Genomic DNA, 15,764 nt, shown 5'->3' with positions numbered 1-15,764 from the left:
CGGCGCGGACCGGGAACGGGCCGATGTAGGTTCGGGGCATGAACGTCCTCGAAGCGGTCCTGGAGAGGATCACCTACGCCAACGAGGACAACGGCTACACCGTCGCCAAGGTCGACACCGGCCGCGGCGACCTGGTCACGGTCGTCGGCGCGCTGCTCGGCGCGCAGCCCGGCGAGTCTATCCGCATGCGCGGCCACTGGGGCTCGCACCCGCAGTACGGCAAGCAGTTCCACGTCGACGACTACACGACGGTGCTGCCCGCCACGATCCAGGGCATCCGCCGCTACCTCGGCTCCGGGTTGATCAAGGGCATCGGCCCGGTGCTCGCGGACAGGATCGTCACGCACTTCGGCGTCGACGCGCTGGACGTCATCGAGCACACGCCCGAGCGCCTGGTCGAGGTCCCGAAGCTCGGCCCGAAGCGGACCAAGCTCATCGCGGACGCCTGGGAGGAGCAGAAGGCCATCAAGGAGGTCATGGTCTTCCTCCAGGGCGTCGGCGTCTCCACGAGCCTCGCCGTCCGCATCTACAAGCAGTACGCGGACAAGGCCATCGAGGTCGTGAAGGAGGAGCCGTACCGGCTGGCGAGCGACGTCTGGGGCATCGGCTTCAAGACCGCGGACCTGATCGCGAAGGCCGTCGGCATCCCCCACGACAGCCCGCAGCGGGTCAAGGCCGGTCTGCAGTTCACGCTGTCCGAGGCCACCACCGACGGCAACTGCTACCTGCCGGAACAGGCCCTGATCGCGGAGGCCGTCAAGATCCTCCAGGTCGACACCGGCCTGGTCATCGACTGCCTCGCCGAGCTCGTCGAGGAGGAGGGCGTGGTCCGCGAGGACCTGCCCGACGACGAGGTCGCCATCTACCTGGTCCCGTTCCACCGCGCGGAGATCTCGATGGCGTCCCAGCTCAAGAGGCTGCTGCACGCGGACACCGACCGCATGCCGGCCTTCGCGTCCGTCGACTGGGACAAGGCGTTCGCCTGGCTCGGCACGGACCTGGAGCAGCACCAGGCCGAGGCCGTGCGGCTCGCGCTGACGCGGAAGGTCGCGGTGCTGACCGGCGGCCCCGGCTGCGGCAAGAGCTTCACCGTCCGCTCGATCGTCCGGCTGGCCCAGGCCAAGGGCGCCAAGATCGTCCTCGCCGCGCCCACCGGACGGGCGGCCAAGCGCCTCACCGAGCTGACCGGGCACGAGGCCCGCACCGTGCACCGGCTGCTGGAGCTGCGGCCCGGCGGCGACGCGGCGTACGACCGCGACCACCCGCTCGACGCCGACCTGGTGGTCGTCGACGAGGCGTCGATGCTGGACCTGCTGCTCGCCAACAAGCTCGTGAAGGCCGTCCCGCCCGGCGCCCACCTCCTGCTCGTCGGCGACGTCGACCAGCTCCCGTCGGTCGGCGCGGGCGAGGTGCTCAGGGACGTGCTGGCGCAGGGCAGCCCGATCCCGAACGTCCGCCTCACGCACATCTTCCGGCAGGCGCAGGAGTCCGGGGTGGTCACGAACGCCCACCGCATCAACAGCGGCGACTACCCGCTGGTGCAGGGACTTCCGGACTTCTTCCTCTTCAGCACCGACGAAGCGGAGGAGGCCGCGACGACGACGGTCGATGTGGTCGCGAACCGCATCCCGCGCAGGTTCGGGCTCGACCCGCGCAAGGACATCCAGGTCCTCGCCCCGATGCACCGCGGCCCGGCGGGCGCCGGCGCGCTGAACACCGTCCTCCAGGAAGCGCTCACCCCGTCGCGCGACAACCTGCCGGAGAAGCGGTTCGGCGGCAGGGTGTTCAAGGTCGGCGACAAGGTCACGCAGATCCGCAACAACTACGACAAGGGCCGCAACGGCGTCTTCAACGGCACCCTCGGCATCGTCATCGCACTCGACCCCGTCGAGCAGAAGCTCACGATCCGCACCGACGAGGACGAAGAGGTCGACTACGAGTTCTCCGAGCTGGACGAGCTGAGCCACGCCTACGCCATGACCATCCACCGGTCACAGGGCAGCGAGTACCCGTGCGTGGTCATCCCGATCACGACCAGCGCGTGGATGATGTTGCAGCGCAACCTGCTCTACACCGCCGTCACGCGCGCGAAGAAGCTCGTCGTCCTCGTCGGCAGCAAACGGGCCATCGGCCAGGCCGTCCGGACGGTGGGGGCGGGCCGCCGCCACACGGCGCTGGCCCACCGCCTCCGCACCGCTCAGATGGACGTCAGGTAGTCCGTGATCAGCCGGGACCACGGCATCGCCGCCTCCAGCGCGATGGCGTGGCCGCACGCGATGTCGGTGTACTTCGAGCCGGGGATGAGGTCCGAGACCTCCTTGCCCAGCTCGCGGGACAGGAGCTGGTCGCCGGACGCGCCGATCACCAGCGTCGGCTGGGTGACCCGCGGCAGCAGGCCGGTCAGGTCGATCTTCAGGATCAGGTCGACGTGCGCGGGGGAGCCGGTCGGCACGCTCGCGCCGATCAGCTCGGCGAAGCCCTCCGCCTGCGCCGGGGTCAGCCTGGCCAGGTACTCCTTGCTGCACATCACCGACAGGATGAACCGCGACAGCACCGCGCGCGACCCGTCCAGCAGCGACTTCCACTCGTCGATCTTCGCCTTGGTCGCGGCGTCGATCTTGGCGAACGGGGTGCTCAGCACCAGCCCGCGCACCCGGTCGGGGTGCCGCACCGCCGCCGTGACGGCGACCGCGCAGCCCATCGAGTAGCCGGACACGAAGAACGACTCGTGCCCGGCCCGCACGGCGATGTCGACGAGGTCGTCGGCGAGCTTGTCCAGGTCGAGCGCTCCCGCGGCCTTCGGGGAGCCGCCCGATCCCGGCAGGTCCGGTGCGATGACGGTGAAGTGCTGGGTGAGGGTCCCGAGGACCGGGCCGTAGTTGGCCTGGATGCTGCCGCCCGCGCCGTGCACGAGGAGCAGGGCCGGGCCGGTGCCCTTGACGACGGTGGACAGGCCGGACATGGGGGACCCCCGGGTTTCGTCAGTCCATGCTGCGGACGATGGTCGGCTCCAGACCTTCGTCGTCGTCAGTGAGGGAACCGCGCCAGGGGAAGTACAGGTGGTCCGGCGACCCGTGGTAGGAGATCTCAGCGACACCGTCGTTGTAGAGGTGGTCCATGGCTCGCGCTCCCGTTTTCTTCCCGAGACTGGTGTGTGCGGTCCTCGCTGTCCGTCGAGTCGGTTTCGGCCTGTCAGCACAATAACCGCTGCGGTGCTGGGGAAAATCCTATTGATTTTCGTCACAGTCTGCCAAGTGGCGCTTTCCCGGTCCCGTGAACCGGGCGGTAATCATCCGGTCGGTCGAACCGACTGGCGCGGTGCGCCGGGACGTCCCATGATCGTCGATCATGCGGATCGTCGTCGCCCTGCTCGCCTCACTCGCCCTGGTCCTGAGCCCCGCGCCGGCTCCGGCGGAGGGTCCACAAGCGACGTTCGTGCTGCGCGTGCCCGCCCCGCTGGGGGACTCCGCCCAGCGGCTGCTCGGCCGGGGTTACGACGTGCTGGAGCAACGCGACGGCGACGACCTGTTCGTCCTCGGCGACGCGGACACCGCGGACGACCTGCGCGCCGACGGTTTCCGGTCCTCCGTCGAGAAGGTGGTGCCCCCGTCCCAGTGGGCGCCGCGTTCTCCGGCGGACTCGACGTACTACGGCGGCTACCGGACCATCACCGCGCACCTCGCCCACCTCGACGAGGTGGCCGCCGCGCACCCCGATCTCGCCACCGTCGTCGACTACGGCGACTCCTGGCGCAAGACCCAGGGCGCCGGCGGGTACGACCTCAAAGCCATCTGCATCACCCGGAAAAGTCCCGGTGACTGCGCGTTGACGCCCACCGCGCCGAAACCGCGCCTGTTCGTGATGGGCCAGCTCCACGCCCGTGAGATCACGACCGGCGACATGGCGTGGCGGTTCATCGACGACCTGGTCGGCTCCGACCTCACCGCGGCACTGGGCGACGTGGAGGTCTGGGTCGTCCCGATCGCGAACCCCGACGGCGTCGAGATCGTCGAGTCCGGTGGCGACGTCCCGGTCCTGCACCGCAAGAACGCCAACGGCACCTGCACCTCCGGTCCGCGCGGCGTCGACCTCAACCGCAACGCCGGCTCGCACTGGGGAGAGGCCGGCTCGTCGACCAACAAGTGCAGCGAGGTCTACCGCGGCCCGCACGCCGACTCGGAGGTGGAGCTCCAGGCACTGCAGTCGTTGTGGCGCAAGCTCTACCGCGACACCCGCGCGCCCGGTGACACCGCGGCGGCCACACCGGACACCACCGGCGCGGTGATCTCCATGCACAGCTACGGCAACTACGTTCTCTTCCCGTGGGGCTGGAGCACCCGCAAGACCGGCAACGACGCCGCGCTGCGCAGGATCGCGCAGGACATGGCCGCGCAGTCCGGCTTCCGGGCCGGGCAGCCCGGTGAACTGCTCTACAACGCCTCCGGGGCCACGGACGACTGGGTGTACGACGACCTGGGCGTGCCGAGCTTCGTGTGGGAGATCGGCGCCCAGACGGGCGAATGCGGTGGTTTCGTCCCGCTGTACTCGTGCCAGCAGAGCGTGCATTGGCCGAAAGTGCGGCCCATGCTCGTTTCGGCCATGAATGCAGCGAAACGCCCCTATTGACGCATTGTGGTGGCATGGGGAAACGCTTGCTCGCCACCATCACCGCCTTCGGGCTGCTCTTCACCGGCACCGCGGTCGCCGACGACCAGCGGGTGGACCGCGGGATCGTCCAGCAGGGGCTGGACGAGATCACGCGCGCGGCCGCGCAGGGGGTGCAGCTGCGCGTCACGGACGGCCGGAACAGCTTCACGGCGCGTTCCGGCACCGCCGAGCTGAACCACCCGCGCCCGGTGCCGGTCACCGGCCGGTTCCGCGCGGGCAGCATCACCAAGACGTTCACCTCGACCGTCGTGCTGCAGCTCGTCGGCGAGGGCCGGGTCTCGCTGGACGAGCCCGTCGACCGCCACCTGCCGGGCCTGGTCGACCCCCGGATCACCGTCCGCCACCTGCTCCAGATGACCGGCGGCCTCTTCAACTACACGAACGCCCTGCCGTTCAACCCGCAGGGCTTCGAGGAGATCCGCTACCGGCAGTGGCGGCCGGAGGAGCTCGTCGCGCTCGCCACGAGCAGGCCGCTCCAGTTCGAGCCCGGCACCGCGTGGGAGTACAACAACACCAACTACGTCGTCCTCAGCCTGCTGATCGAGAAGGTCACCGGCAAGACCTACGAGGAGGCCGTCGCCCACCGCGTCCTGGAGCCGCTGCGCCTCGGCGACACCACGTTCCCCGGCGACGACCCCGGTATCCGCGGTGCGCACGCCCGCTCGTACGGCCTGGTGAACGGCCGGCCGGTCGACACCACCCGCTGGAACCCGTCCGTCTTCTGGGCCGCCGGTGACGTCATCTCGACCACCCGGAACCTCGACACCTTCCAGACCGCGCTGCTCACCGGCAGGCTGCTCAAGCCCGCCCAGCAGCGGGAGCTCACCAGGACGACCCCGGTCAGCCCGGACTACGGCCTCGGTGTCTTCGTGGAGAAGGCCCCGTGCGGCACCACCATCATCGGCCACCCCGGCAGCGTGCCCGGCTTCGTCAGCTACGCCTACTCGACGCCGGACCTCCAGCGCCGCGCCCAGTTCTCCGCCACCGCCGGGCTCGGCACCGGTGACCCCTCACCGGGCTACTCCCGGCTCATCGACGAGATCTTCTGCTGAACGCCCCGCTGAACGTCCCAAGGGCAAACCCCGAGACGTGTTGCGACTCAGGGTGGATGCGGACGGCTCCGCGCCCGGCCAGGGTGGGGGCATGGGGATTCGATTGACAGCCACAGTCACCGCGGCGAGCCTGCTGGTCCTGACCACGGCGGGCGTCGCGTCGGCGGAGGTGGGCAACGCCGACCGCCAGGTCGTCCAGCAGGCCCTCGACCAGATCACGCGCAGCGGGGGAGCGCTCGGCGTGCAGGCCCGCGTCACGGACGGGCGGGAGCGATTCACCGCCCGGTCCGGCAAGGCGGAGCTGGACAGCGCCAGGCCGGTGCCGCTGGACGGCCGGTTCCGCGTCGGCAGCATCACCAAGACGTTCGTGTCGACGGTGCTGCTGCAACTCGCGGGCGAGGGCGAGGTCGACCTGGACGCACCGGTCGTGCGCTACCTGCCCGGTCTGATCGACGACCGCATCACCGTCCGGCAGGTCCTGCAGCACACCAGCGGCCTGTTCAACTACACCAACGCCTTGCCGCTCAGCCCGGACGAGTTCGAGAAGATCCGCTACAAGCACTGGTCGCCGCAGGAGCTCCTCGCGATCTCCACGGCCAAGCCGCTCGACTTCGAGCCCGGTACCCGGTGGAGCTACTCCAACACCAACTACGTGGTGGCGGGCCTGCTGGTCGAGGAGCTGACCGGCAAGCCGTACGAGAAGGCCGTCGAGCAGCGGATCCTGAAGCCGTTGCACCTGCGCGACACCGAGGTGCCGGGCGACAACCCGAACATCAGGGGTCCGCACGCCCACGGCTACTGGACCGTGAACGGCAAGCCCACCGACATCACCCGCCTCAACCCGTCGGTGGCGTGGGCGGCCGGCGAGATGATCTCGACGACCCGCGACCTGGACACGTTCATCGTGGCGCTGTCGAGCGGCAGGCTGCTCAAGCCGGCCCAGCAGCAGGAGATCAGCAGGACCACGGAGGTCAGCCCGGAGTACGGCCTCGGCCTGGCCGTGCAGACCCTGCCCTGCGGCACGAAGGTGTGGGGCCACGGCGGCGGCATCCCCGGCTACTCGACGGAGCTGCTGTCGACGCCGGACACCAAGAAGCGCCTGGAGCTGTCGGCCACCAGCGCACCGACCTCCGGTGACCCCGGCGACGCCTTCGCCAAGCTCCTCGACGAGGTCTTCTGCTGATCGCTGATCTGGTCGAGGGCACGCGAAAGGGGAGCTGGGCTGACCAGCTCCCCTCCCGGTGTTGTGGAAGAACTACCCCGGCTAGCCGAGGGCGTTCTTCATCGCGGTGATCAGCTCCCCGTTCGGGGTGTCACCGTTGAGCTCCCAGAAGAACGCGCCGCCGAGACCCTGGCTGCGAGCCCACTGGATCTTGCTGGTGATCGTCTGCGGGGTGTCGTAGCTCCACCACTCGCCGTTGCAGAACGCGTAGGCGGTGCCCGCGATCGTGCCGGTGGCGGGGCACTTGGTCTTCAGGACCTTGTAGTCCTCGATGCCGGCCTCGAACGTGCCGGGAGCCGGACCCGTCGCGGTGCCGCCGGGGGCGGCCTGCGTGACACCCGTCCAGCCGCGGCCGTAGAAGCCGATGCCGAGCAGGAGCTTGCTGGCCGGAACGCCCTTGCTGCGCAGCTTCGAGATCGCGGCCTCGGAGTTGAAGCCGGCGGTCGGGATGCCGCTGTACGACGTGAGCGGGGAGTGCGGAGCCGTCGGGCCCTGAGCCGCCCACGCGCCGAAGTAGTCGTACGTCATGACGTTGTACCAGTCGAGGTACTGCGCGGCGGGACCGTAGTCGGCCGCGTCGATCTTGCCGCCGGCCGAGCCGTCAGCGGTGATCGCCGCGGTGACGAGGTAGTTCGAGCCGAAGCGGGCCCGCAGGGCCTGCGACAGGTTCTTGAACGCGGCCGGACCACTGGTGTCGCAGGTCAGACCACAGGCGTTCGGGTACTCCCAGTCGATGTCGATGCCGTCGAACAGGTTCGCCCAGCGCGGGTCCTCGAGCAGCTTGTAGCAGGACTCGGCGAACGCCGCCGGGTTCTGCGCGGCCTGGCCGAAGCCGCCGGACCAGGTCCAGCCACCGAACGAGTACAGGACCTTGATGTGCGGGTACTTCTTCTTCAGCTTCATCAGCTGGTTGAAGTTGCCGCGCACCGGCTGGTCCCACGTGTCGGCGACGCCGTCCACGCTCTCCGCCGCGGTCATCGCCTTCTCGATGGCCGGGAACGCCTCGCCGATGGTGCACTGGCCGTTGGTCACGTTGCCGAACGCGTAGTTGATGTGCGTCAGCTTGCTCGCGGAACCGGAGGTGTCGATGTTCTTCACCTGGTAGTTGCGAGCCGGGTAGACGCCCCACTCCGCGAAGTAACCCAGGTTGATCTTCCCTGGAGGCGGCGGCGGACCGGTCGTGGTCGTCGTCGTGGTCGTCGTGGTGGTGGTGGACGTCGTGGTCGTGGTGGTCGGGTTCGTCCCGCCCGCCTCGCACGAACCACCGTTGAGCTTGCAGTTGGTCGGCGCACCGAACGTGCCGGTGTACGCGCCGTTGAAGCCGAAGCTCACCGACCCGCCGACGCCGATGTTGCCGTTCCAGGTGTTCTTGACCGTGACGGTCTGACCGGACGTGGTGTAGCTACCGTCCCAAACCGAGGTCACGCGGTGGTTGGCGGGAAGCGTGAACTCGACGGTCCACGACGTCAGGGCCGCCGTGGAGTTGTTCGTGATCGTGTACTTGCCCTCGAAGCCCGTTCCCCAGTCCGAACCCTTGGAGAACGTGGCGGACACGCCACCGGCACCGCTAGCAGCGGGCACGACGACGATGCCGAGGACCATCGCGGCGACGGCCGCGAAGAGAGCAGCTAGATGCCATCGGAACTTGGACATCGGTCTCCTCAGTCGCAGGGGGTACCGGGAACGATGTGGTTTAGACCACTTCCCGGTCAAGGTCTAGACCTCTGCCGTCACTCGAATGGAGCAGTCCGTGATCGGTTCCGAAACCGGGGCTGTCCATTTTTGTCTACTTGGTTAACCATTGGAGGGGCGCCGAGACGGCAGCCCTCCCGGTCGAGTCCGGTGCGGATCACTGACGGAGGAGGGGACGACAGCCCTGACTTCGTTCCATGCCAAAGCGTTCTGCGTGGCGTGGGCTGAGTTCCTGCCGCGTGCAGCCGGAGGAGCACGACCGCCTTCCGGCGACCTTCGGTGCGCCGGCCCGCGGATCCGGTGACCGCGGATGTCCGCGGACCGCCCGTTCCGGCCGGGCACCTCCTTCGAACACCTGTGGCAAGCCGGGGAGACCCGTCGGCCACGGGCCGCGCGCTCAGCCGATGGCGCGCTCAGCCGATGGCGCGTTCCGCGCCCCAGGCCGCGACGTCCTCGCGGCTCCGCAGTCCCAGCTTGTCCCGCAGCCGTTGCAGCCGGGAGGCGACGGTCCGCACGGACACCGCGAGCCGGTACGCGATCTGCTTGTTCGTGAGGCCCGAGGTGAGCAGCGCGATCAGCCGTCGCTCGTGGTCGTCCAGCGAGTCATCGGCGGCCGTGCGGTCCAGCCACACCTCGTCCTGGATGAGCGCCTCGGTCTCTGCGGCGGTCAACGGCGTGGAGGCGGCCTCGGCGCGTGCGGCAGGCAGTATCCGCCGTGCGGTGCGCATGGCCCCCGCGACCTTCTCCGCCCAGAACGGGTTCGGCACCACCCCGACCGAACGTCGCATGGCCCGTCCGGTGGCTTCGAGCCGCAGCGCGCGCTCGGCCCGACCTCGCATCGACGCCACCACGGCCAAGCCTTCGAGCGCGTCCGGCGCGGTCAACGGGTTGAAACCGTCCATCCGCAGGGCCTCCTGGAAGGCGTGCATGGCCTCGTCCGGGTCGTCCTGCACCAACGCCACGGCGCCGCGTGTGTTCAAAGCCGAGGCGATGCGCGCGGGAGCACCCGACGCACGTGAGAGCGGCAGCGCTTTCAGGACGTTCCTCTCCGCCCGTTCCGGCTTGCCCATCGACAACGCCGTGCGAGCCAGATCCACCAGGCACGTCGCACGAGCCAGCGGCTCGCCCAGCAACTCCGCGACCCGCAGGCACTCGGTGTTGTTCTTGGCCGACGCCTCCCACTCGCCGGATGACTGCTGCACAGCCGCAAGCGTGCTGTGGCAGCTCATCGCCAACGCCGGTTGCCCGATGTCCCGCGCCAGCCGCGCCGCCTCACCGGACAGCTCGGCCGCCTCGCCGTGGTCCCCCTGCTCGGCCGCCAGCCGGGCGGCGTGGTTCAGCGCGACGCACCGGTAATCGTCCCGAGTGGACGGTCGGCGCAACGCGTCGCGCAGCATCGCGCGCGCCAGGCCCAGCTTTCCGCGCCGTGCCGTGCAGTCGGCCAGCGCCGAGGTGAGCAACAGCAACCGTTCGTCGGCCCGGTCCGCCGCCCACTCGACGGTTCCGAGCAGGCTGTCCGCGTGGTCGTCGAGCCGGTGCTGCACCTCGGCGGACACCGACAGGGGCGCGGTGATCAGCGCGTCCGAGAGGTCGGTGAACCACCGGGCCAAGGCCTCGTGGGCGATGTCCCGCTCGTCGGCCGCCAGCAGCTTCTCCCTGGCGAGCAACCGGACCGGTTCGAGCTGCCGGAACCGGGTCGTGCCGGGGACCGCCGTCAGCAACGACTTGGCCTGCAACCGGGACAGCACGTCCAGCACGGGCTCCGCGGACTGCCGCGACGAGCACACCTCCGTGGCCGCGACCAGGTCGAAGTCGCCGTCGAACACGCTCAGCCGCCGCAGCGCGGACTGCTCGGCCGGCTCCAGCAGCCGGTAGCTCCACTCGATCGCCTCGCGCAGCGACCGCTGCCGCGCCGGGGACTTGCGGCAGCCCAGCGTCAGCAGCTCCAGCGGCTCGTCCACGCGGTCGCAGATGTCCGCGACCGGCAGCAACCGCACCCACCGCGCCGCCAGTTCGATCGCGAACGGCATGCCCTCCAGCCGCGCGCACAGCAGCGCGACGGCGGCGGTGTTCCCCGCCGTCAACCGGAAGCCGGGCTCGCGCTCCCGGGCCCGGTCGACGAACAGCCTCACCGCCTCGGAGCGCGGCGCGGCCGTGGCGACCAGGTCCCGATCCGTTGGGGGAACGGGCAACCCCTCGACGGGGAAGCTCACCTCGCCGGTGATCCACAGCGCTTCCCGCGAGGTGGCCAGCACCCGCACCCCGGGGCAGCGGTTCAGCAGCAGGTCGACGAGCTCGGCGCACGTGTCGAGGAGGTGCTCGCAGTTGTCGAGGACCACGACCACCCTCATGTTGACGAGCGTCTCGATGACGGTGTCGCGCAACGGTTCGTCCGGTTGCGCGGTCACGCCGAGCGCTCCGGCCACCGCGGGCAGCACGTCGTGCGGGCCCAGCTCGCCGAGCTCGACGAGCAGCACCCGGTCCGTCCGCCCGCGCCGCAGCCGTCCCGCGGCCTCCAGGGCGAGCCGCGTCTTGCCCGCGCCCGCACTGCCCACGAGCGTGACGAGGCGGTGCCTGCGCAACAACTGGTCGAGCTTCGTGAGCTCCTGCTGGCGCCCGACGAACGTGTCGCGCGCGGCGGGCAGGTTCGAGAGCACGCGCGGGTGCTGCCTTGCGGCCGTCGTCGCGGAAACGGTGGTGCGGCGGCGATAGGCCCGTTGGCGGCAGGCGTTGGAGCAGTAGGACCTGCGCTGTCCGGAGGTGGCGGGAGGCAGCGCGCCGGCGCACAAGGCGCATCGTCCGGTGCTGGTCATGAGTCCTTCTCCTCCAGCCGTAACGGCGGGCCGTCCCCGTCGCGCCGCGGCGAACGCGCAGGTCGGGGCCGATGACCTGCCGCGTGCGGTCCGTTGCGCCTCCGCGTGCGCGAGACGGGTCGCGACCTGGTCGTTATGCCTGCCTTCCCCAGTGGCTCGTTCGGGAACAAACTGGTGACTGGTCCGGTCTGACAGGGAGCGCGCATGACGTTGACACCCAGCACCTCGTGGGCGAGCACAGGTCTGCAACTGGTGGACGAGCCGCGCACGATCACCGTCGGCATCGCGGACGACGAGGTCCTGCTGCGCGCCGGCGTCCGCGGTGTGCTGGAGCGGTCCGGTCTCGTGGTGGTCGGTGAGGCGAGCGATGGTGGTGGCGCGGTGGAGCTCGTGCGGCGCCGGCGTCCGCAGGTGCTGCTGGTGGACGCCGCCATGCCCGGCATGGAGGGCTTGGTCGCGGTGCGGATGGTCCGCAGGCACGCGCCGGGAACCCAGGTCGTCGTGCTGTGCACCCCGCAGACCGAGGAGGTGCTCTTCCCGGCGTTGCGCGCCGGAGCGGCGGGATTCCTCTTCAAGAACGGCGAACCCGGCGCGCTCGTGAACGCCGTGCGCGCGGTCGCCGCCGGTGAAGCCGTCCTCTCGCCGTCCGCGACCCGCGCTCTCGTCGACCACTTCACCGGCGCCGACTCCGAACGCCGCGACGCCGCGCGCAGCCGCATCAGCCTGCTCACCAGGCGCGAGCAGGAAGTGCTCGTGTACCTGGCGCAGGGCATGGCGAACGCGCGCATCGCAAGGCTCATGTACCTCTCGGAAGGGGCGATCAAGGCCCACGTCAGCAGGCTGCTGACCAAACTGCGGTGCGACAACCGCGTCCAAGCCGCTCTCATCGCACGCGACGCCGCCCTTCCCTGCTGAACCGGCCCTCCCGCAACGGCGCAGAACCAGCCTAGCCACGGATTTTCCGGCTGCGAAGCAGATCACCCGGTTGGCCCCGTCCGGAATGAGGTCGTATTCCCGCCAGCGTCTCGGTTGGAATCCGGGCATGCTTGGTCCATGCGGCTGCTGCACACGTTCTCGGAATGCTTGCCATTTCAAGCACCTCTGCATCCCGGCAACCTGTTCGGCCACCTCATCGCCACCGCGGTTCCCGGCGTGGAGGAGTGGCGCGACGGTGTCTACCGGCGCAACTTGCGACTTCCTTCCGGTTGTGGCATCGCGGCTTTGCAACCTTTTCCGGACCACATCGCGTGCACTGTGGAACTGTCCGACGAGCGAGATCTGGACAAAGCTCTGGACCTCTGCCGATTTCTGCTCGACCTCGACATGAATCCGGCCGAGGTCGATGCCGTGCTGTCCGCTGACCCGCTTCTCGCACCGCTGGTTTCCGCCGCACCCGGTCGTCGGGTGCCGCGCACGGTGGACGGCGCGGAGTTCGCCATTCGCGCGGTGCTGGGGCAGCAGGTGTCGACGAAAGCCGCGCGGACGCACGCCGCGCGCCTCGTGGCGCGGCACGGCACGCCGGTGGGCGACCTGTTCCTGTTCCCGCTGGAGTTCGACCCCGCGGAGCTGGCGATGCCCGAGTCGCGCCGGCGCACGATGGCCGCGCTGCTGGGAGCGCTGCGGTCCGGTTTGGACCTGTCGCCGGGCGCCGACCGGGCGGTGGCGCGGGAGTGGCTGACCTCGCTGCCCGGGTTCGGGCCGTGGACGGTGGAGTCGATCCTGATGCGGTCGCTGGGGGACCGGGACGCGTTCCTGCCCACCGACCTCGGCATCAAGCTGGCCGCCGAGGCCCTGGGGCTGCCGGTCACACCGGCGGCCCTGCTCAGGCGTGCGGAGGCGTGGCGGCCGTGGCGTGCGTACGCGGTGCAGCACTTGTGGGCGACCGGTGACCACGAGGTGAACCGGATCCCGGTCTGAGCTGCACGCTCGCGTACATCGCCGCCGCCGACCCGTCGCGCACGAAGCCCGGCAGCGGCGGCGGGTCCTGCGCAAACGGTTGCAGGGCCCCGAAAACCTCGAACGCCGTCGCCGGCCGGTCGGCGGGGTCCTTGGCCAGCAACCGCTGCACCACCGGGTCGAGCGGGCTCGCCACCCGCCGCGGCGGTTCTTTGACGTGCTTGTCGAACACCGCGTACGCCGTGGGGCCCGTGAACAGCTGTTCACCGGTCAGCATCTCGTGCAGCACGCAGCCCAGCGCGTACAGGTCGCTGCGGGGCTCGGCGGTCCCGCGCTGGATCTGCTCGGGGGCCATGTACGACGGCGTGCCGAGGATCTGGCCCGCCCGGCTGAACGGCGCGACGTCGCTCTCCCGCAGCAGCGCGAGGCCGAAGTCCAGCACCTTCACCGCGCCGTCCTGGCACAGCATCAGGTTGGTGGGCTTCAGATCGCGATGGCAGATGCCGCGCTCGTGGGCGGCCGCGAGCACCGCGGCGGCCTGGGCGGCGATGGTGGCCGCCCACGCCTCCGGCAGGGGGCCGAACTCGCCCACCAGGTCGGCGATCGTGACGCCGTCGACGAACTGCATCACCTGGAACAGGCGCTGCTCGTAGGTGCCGAAGTCGTAGAGGACCGGGACGCCGGGGTGCTCCAGGTTGGCGACGATCCGCGCCTCGCGCGTGAAGCGGTGCCGCACCTCGTCGTCGCTGCCGGGGAGGCGCAGGAGCTTCACCGCGACCCGCCGGTCCAGGCGCAGGTCCCTGGCCTCGTGCACGGCACCCATGCCACCCCGCCCCAGCGGCAGGTCGTCGAGCTCGTAGCGATCGGCGATCAGCACGGGCGAAGCCTAACCGCAGGTCCCCGTTCGCCGGCCCGCGCGCTTCCTCGTACAGCGAGGGATCGGTAACAACGTTTCAGGGCATCTCGATCGGGTGAACCTGGTGCGGTCACGCCGGCTCGATCTGTCCGCTGAGGAGCCCATGATAGCCCAGACGGACCAGCGCGGCAGCCTCCTCCAAGCTGGCTTCGAGGGCTTTGAGCTGCGCGAACGCCCGGCCGTAGCGGCGTTGCCCGGCGATCGGCAGCGACGGCACCTGGGTGCGGCGCACGTCGAGCCGGGTCGAGCCGGTCGGGGTGCGGGCGAACGCGGCGCGCAGCAGGCCCTCGAGGAAGTCGGGGTCCAGCCTGGCCGGGTCGATCCCGTAGGTCGCGCCGGTGGGGGCCACGACGACGTGCGGGCCGGGGCAGGAGCGGACCAGGTCGCCGATCGTGGTCATCGGAGTGCCGGCCTGCGGCAGGAGCCGCGGCAGGGGCGGGACGGCGAACGCCGGTTGCGCCTCCAGGTAGGCCGACACGTCGGTGCCGCTGCGCCGGGACGGGCTGAGGTCGACGTCGTCGTCGAGCAGGTCGATGACCCGCGTGTTCGGCTCGACCGGGCCGGGCCGCTCCAGCAGGGCGATGTGGTCCGGCGCCCTGCCGACCGGGTTGCGCAGCAGCCACAGGTCGCGGCCCGGCTGCACGGTCACCACCCCGCGCAGCGCGCCGGCGCGCAGGAGGTTGCCGCGGATCCGCTTGCCCGGCCGCCGGGACGCCGCCGCCGACGGCAGGAGCACCGCGACCAGGCCGCCGGGTTTGGCCAGCGAGAGGCAGTGCTGCACCCACGCCAGCTCCGGTTCGCCGCGCGGGGGGAGCCCGTAGGTCCAGCGCGGGTCGCCGACCAGCTCCTCGTGGCCCCACGCGCGGTCGTGCCACGGCGGGTCGCAGATCACAGCGTCCGCGCGGTGGTCGATGCCGTTGTGCCGCAACGAGTCACCGGTGACGATCCGCGCACCGGGCAGGCGCCGGCGCGCGATGGCGGCGGACACGGGGTCCAGCTCCTGCCCGATCTTCCGGCGGGCGGCGGAAGCCTTCAGCAGGCTGCCGGTGCCGCACGCCGGATCGATCACCGTGTCGCCGTCGGTCGTGGCCAGCACGATGTCGACCACCTCGGGCGGAGTGGGGTTGACCAGGCGCGAGTGGGCTTCCAGGTAGCGCTCGTGCAGGAACTCGAACGTCGCCGCGTCGGCCTCGACGGCGGCCAGGGCCTCGCCGAGCTTCAGGTCGTCGACGGTGCGCAGCCGGGTCCAGAGCCGTTCGGCGGGGGAGACCCGGAACGGCTTGCCGTTGCGGCGCAGCCACGCCTCCACGTCGCGCAGCAGGTACAACGGACTGGAGGCCGTCCCGCCCACCGGCGCCGGAAAGTCCTCGAACCGCCGTCGCCAGTTCGAGACGGCCGCCCGCCCCACGTCGGCGAGGCGCGCGATGTCACCGGCGTTGACCGTCTCATCCACGTTCACAACCGTATTGCTTGTGAAGTGACTTCACAAGTGTTCTACTGAAGCC

12 protein-coding genes are annotated in these 15,764 nt (G+C 70.4%); 6 read left to right on the top strand and 6 right to left on the bottom strand.

Annotation, left to right across the window (positions count from 1 at the left end):
- Positions 1 to 38 precede the first annotated feature (38 nt).
- Complete coding sequence (gene recD2 / locus BMW88_RS20665; protein WP_089952999.1) at positions 39 to 2,216, top strand: SF1B family DNA helicase RecD2; 2,178 nt, start codon at positions 39 to 41, stop codon at positions 2,214 to 2,216.
- Here recD2 and BMW88_RS20660 read toward each other — a convergent pair.
- Positions 2,198 to 2,962 carry an alpha/beta fold hydrolase gene (locus tag BMW88_RS20660; protein WP_089952997.1) on the bottom strand — a complete coding sequence of 255 codons (765 nt, stop codon included), beginning with the start codon at positions 2,960 to 2,962 and terminating at the stop codon, positions 2,198 to 2,200. The two genes, recD2 and BMW88_RS20660, sit on opposite strands and share 19 nt — an antisense overlap.
- A gap of 19 nt (positions 2,963 to 2,981) precedes the next feature.
- On the bottom strand, positions 2,982 to 3,119 hold the full coding sequence (locus tag BMW88_RS41965) for a hypothetical protein (RefSeq protein WP_177221213.1): 138 nt from the start codon (positions 3,117 to 3,119) through the stop codon (positions 2,982 to 2,984).
- A gap of 229 nt (positions 3,120 to 3,348) precedes the next feature.
- Here BMW88_RS41965 and BMW88_RS20655 point away from each other — a divergent pair, with 229 nt between their 5' ends.
- The 3 genes from BMW88_RS20655 (at position 3,349) to BMW88_RS20645 (ending at position 6,903) form a co-directional block, all read left to right on the top strand.
- Entirely contained in the window at positions 3,349 to 4,626 is a 1,278-nt protein-coding gene (locus BMW88_RS20655) for a M14 family zinc carboxypeptidase (RefSeq protein WP_089952995.1), read from the top strand.
- Between the two features lie 14 nt (positions 4,627 to 4,640).
- Positions 4,641 to 5,720 carry a serine hydrolase domain-containing protein gene (locus BMW88_RS20650; RefSeq protein WP_089952993.1) on the top strand — a complete coding sequence of 360 codons (1,080 nt, stop codon included), beginning with the start codon at positions 4,641 to 4,643 and terminating at the stop codon, positions 5,718 to 5,720.
- Between the two features lie 91 nt (positions 5,721 to 5,811).
- Positions 5,812 to 6,903: a serine hydrolase domain-containing protein gene (locus tag BMW88_RS20645; protein ID WP_089952991.1), complete on the top strand. Its 1,092-nt coding sequence runs from the start codon at positions 5,812 to 5,814 to the stop codon at positions 6,901 to 6,903.
- Between the two features lie 81 nt (positions 6,904 to 6,984).
- Here BMW88_RS20645 and BMW88_RS20640 read toward each other — a convergent pair whose 3' ends face one another.
- Positions 6,985 to 8,595 (bottom strand): glycosyl hydrolase family 18 protein, encoded by a 1,611-nt coding sequence (locus BMW88_RS20640; protein ID WP_089952989.1) that lies wholly within the window; start codon positions 8,593 to 8,595, stop codon positions 6,985 to 6,987.
- Positions 8,596 to 9,047: 452 nt separating this feature from the next.
- Complete coding sequence (locus BMW88_RS20635; protein ID WP_089952987.1) at positions 9,048 to 11,447, bottom strand: ATP-binding protein; 2,400 nt, start codon at positions 11,445 to 11,447, stop codon at positions 9,048 to 9,050.
- A 204-nt stretch (positions 11,448 to 11,651) separates the two neighbouring features.
- Between BMW88_RS20635 and BMW88_RS20630 the strand changes: the two genes are divergently transcribed.
- Positions 11,652 to 12,362: a response regulator gene (locus BMW88_RS20630; RefSeq protein ID WP_089952985.1), complete on the top strand. Its 711-nt coding sequence runs from the start codon at positions 11,652 to 11,654 to the stop codon at positions 12,360 to 12,362.
- Positions 12,363 to 12,500: 138 nt separating this feature from the next.
- Positions 12,501 to 13,364: a DNA-3-methyladenine glycosylase family protein gene (locus BMW88_RS20625; protein ID WP_089952983.1), complete on the top strand. Its 864-nt coding sequence runs from the start codon at positions 12,501 to 12,503 to the stop codon at positions 13,362 to 13,364.
- On the opposite strand, the gene BMW88_RS20620 is transcribed toward BMW88_RS20625, so the two are convergent.
- Together BMW88_RS20620 and BMW88_RS20615 are read right to left on the bottom strand one after the other, a co-directional pair.
- Positions 13,270 to 14,220: a serine/threonine-protein kinase gene (locus BMW88_RS20620; RefSeq protein WP_089952981.1), complete on the bottom strand. Its 951-nt coding sequence runs from the start codon at positions 14,218 to 14,220 to the stop codon at positions 13,270 to 13,272. The genes BMW88_RS20625 and BMW88_RS20620 overlap by 95 nt on opposite strands.
- A 109-nt stretch (positions 14,221 to 14,329) precedes the next feature.
- Entirely contained in the window at positions 14,330 to 15,712 is a 1,383-nt protein-coding gene (locus tag BMW88_RS20615; RefSeq protein WP_342715167.1) for an HsdM family class I SAM-dependent methyltransferase, read from the bottom strand.
- Positions 15,713 to 15,764: the final 52 nt, after the last annotated feature.

It is taken from the genome of Lentzea xinjiangensis, assembly GCF_900110955.1.
GTDB lineage: Bacteria > Actinomycetota > Actinomycetes > Mycobacteriales > Pseudonocardiaceae > Lentzea > Lentzea xinjiangensis.
Note: the sequence above shows the minus strand (reverse complement) of the source record. Positions and strands in the feature narration are given on the sequence as shown.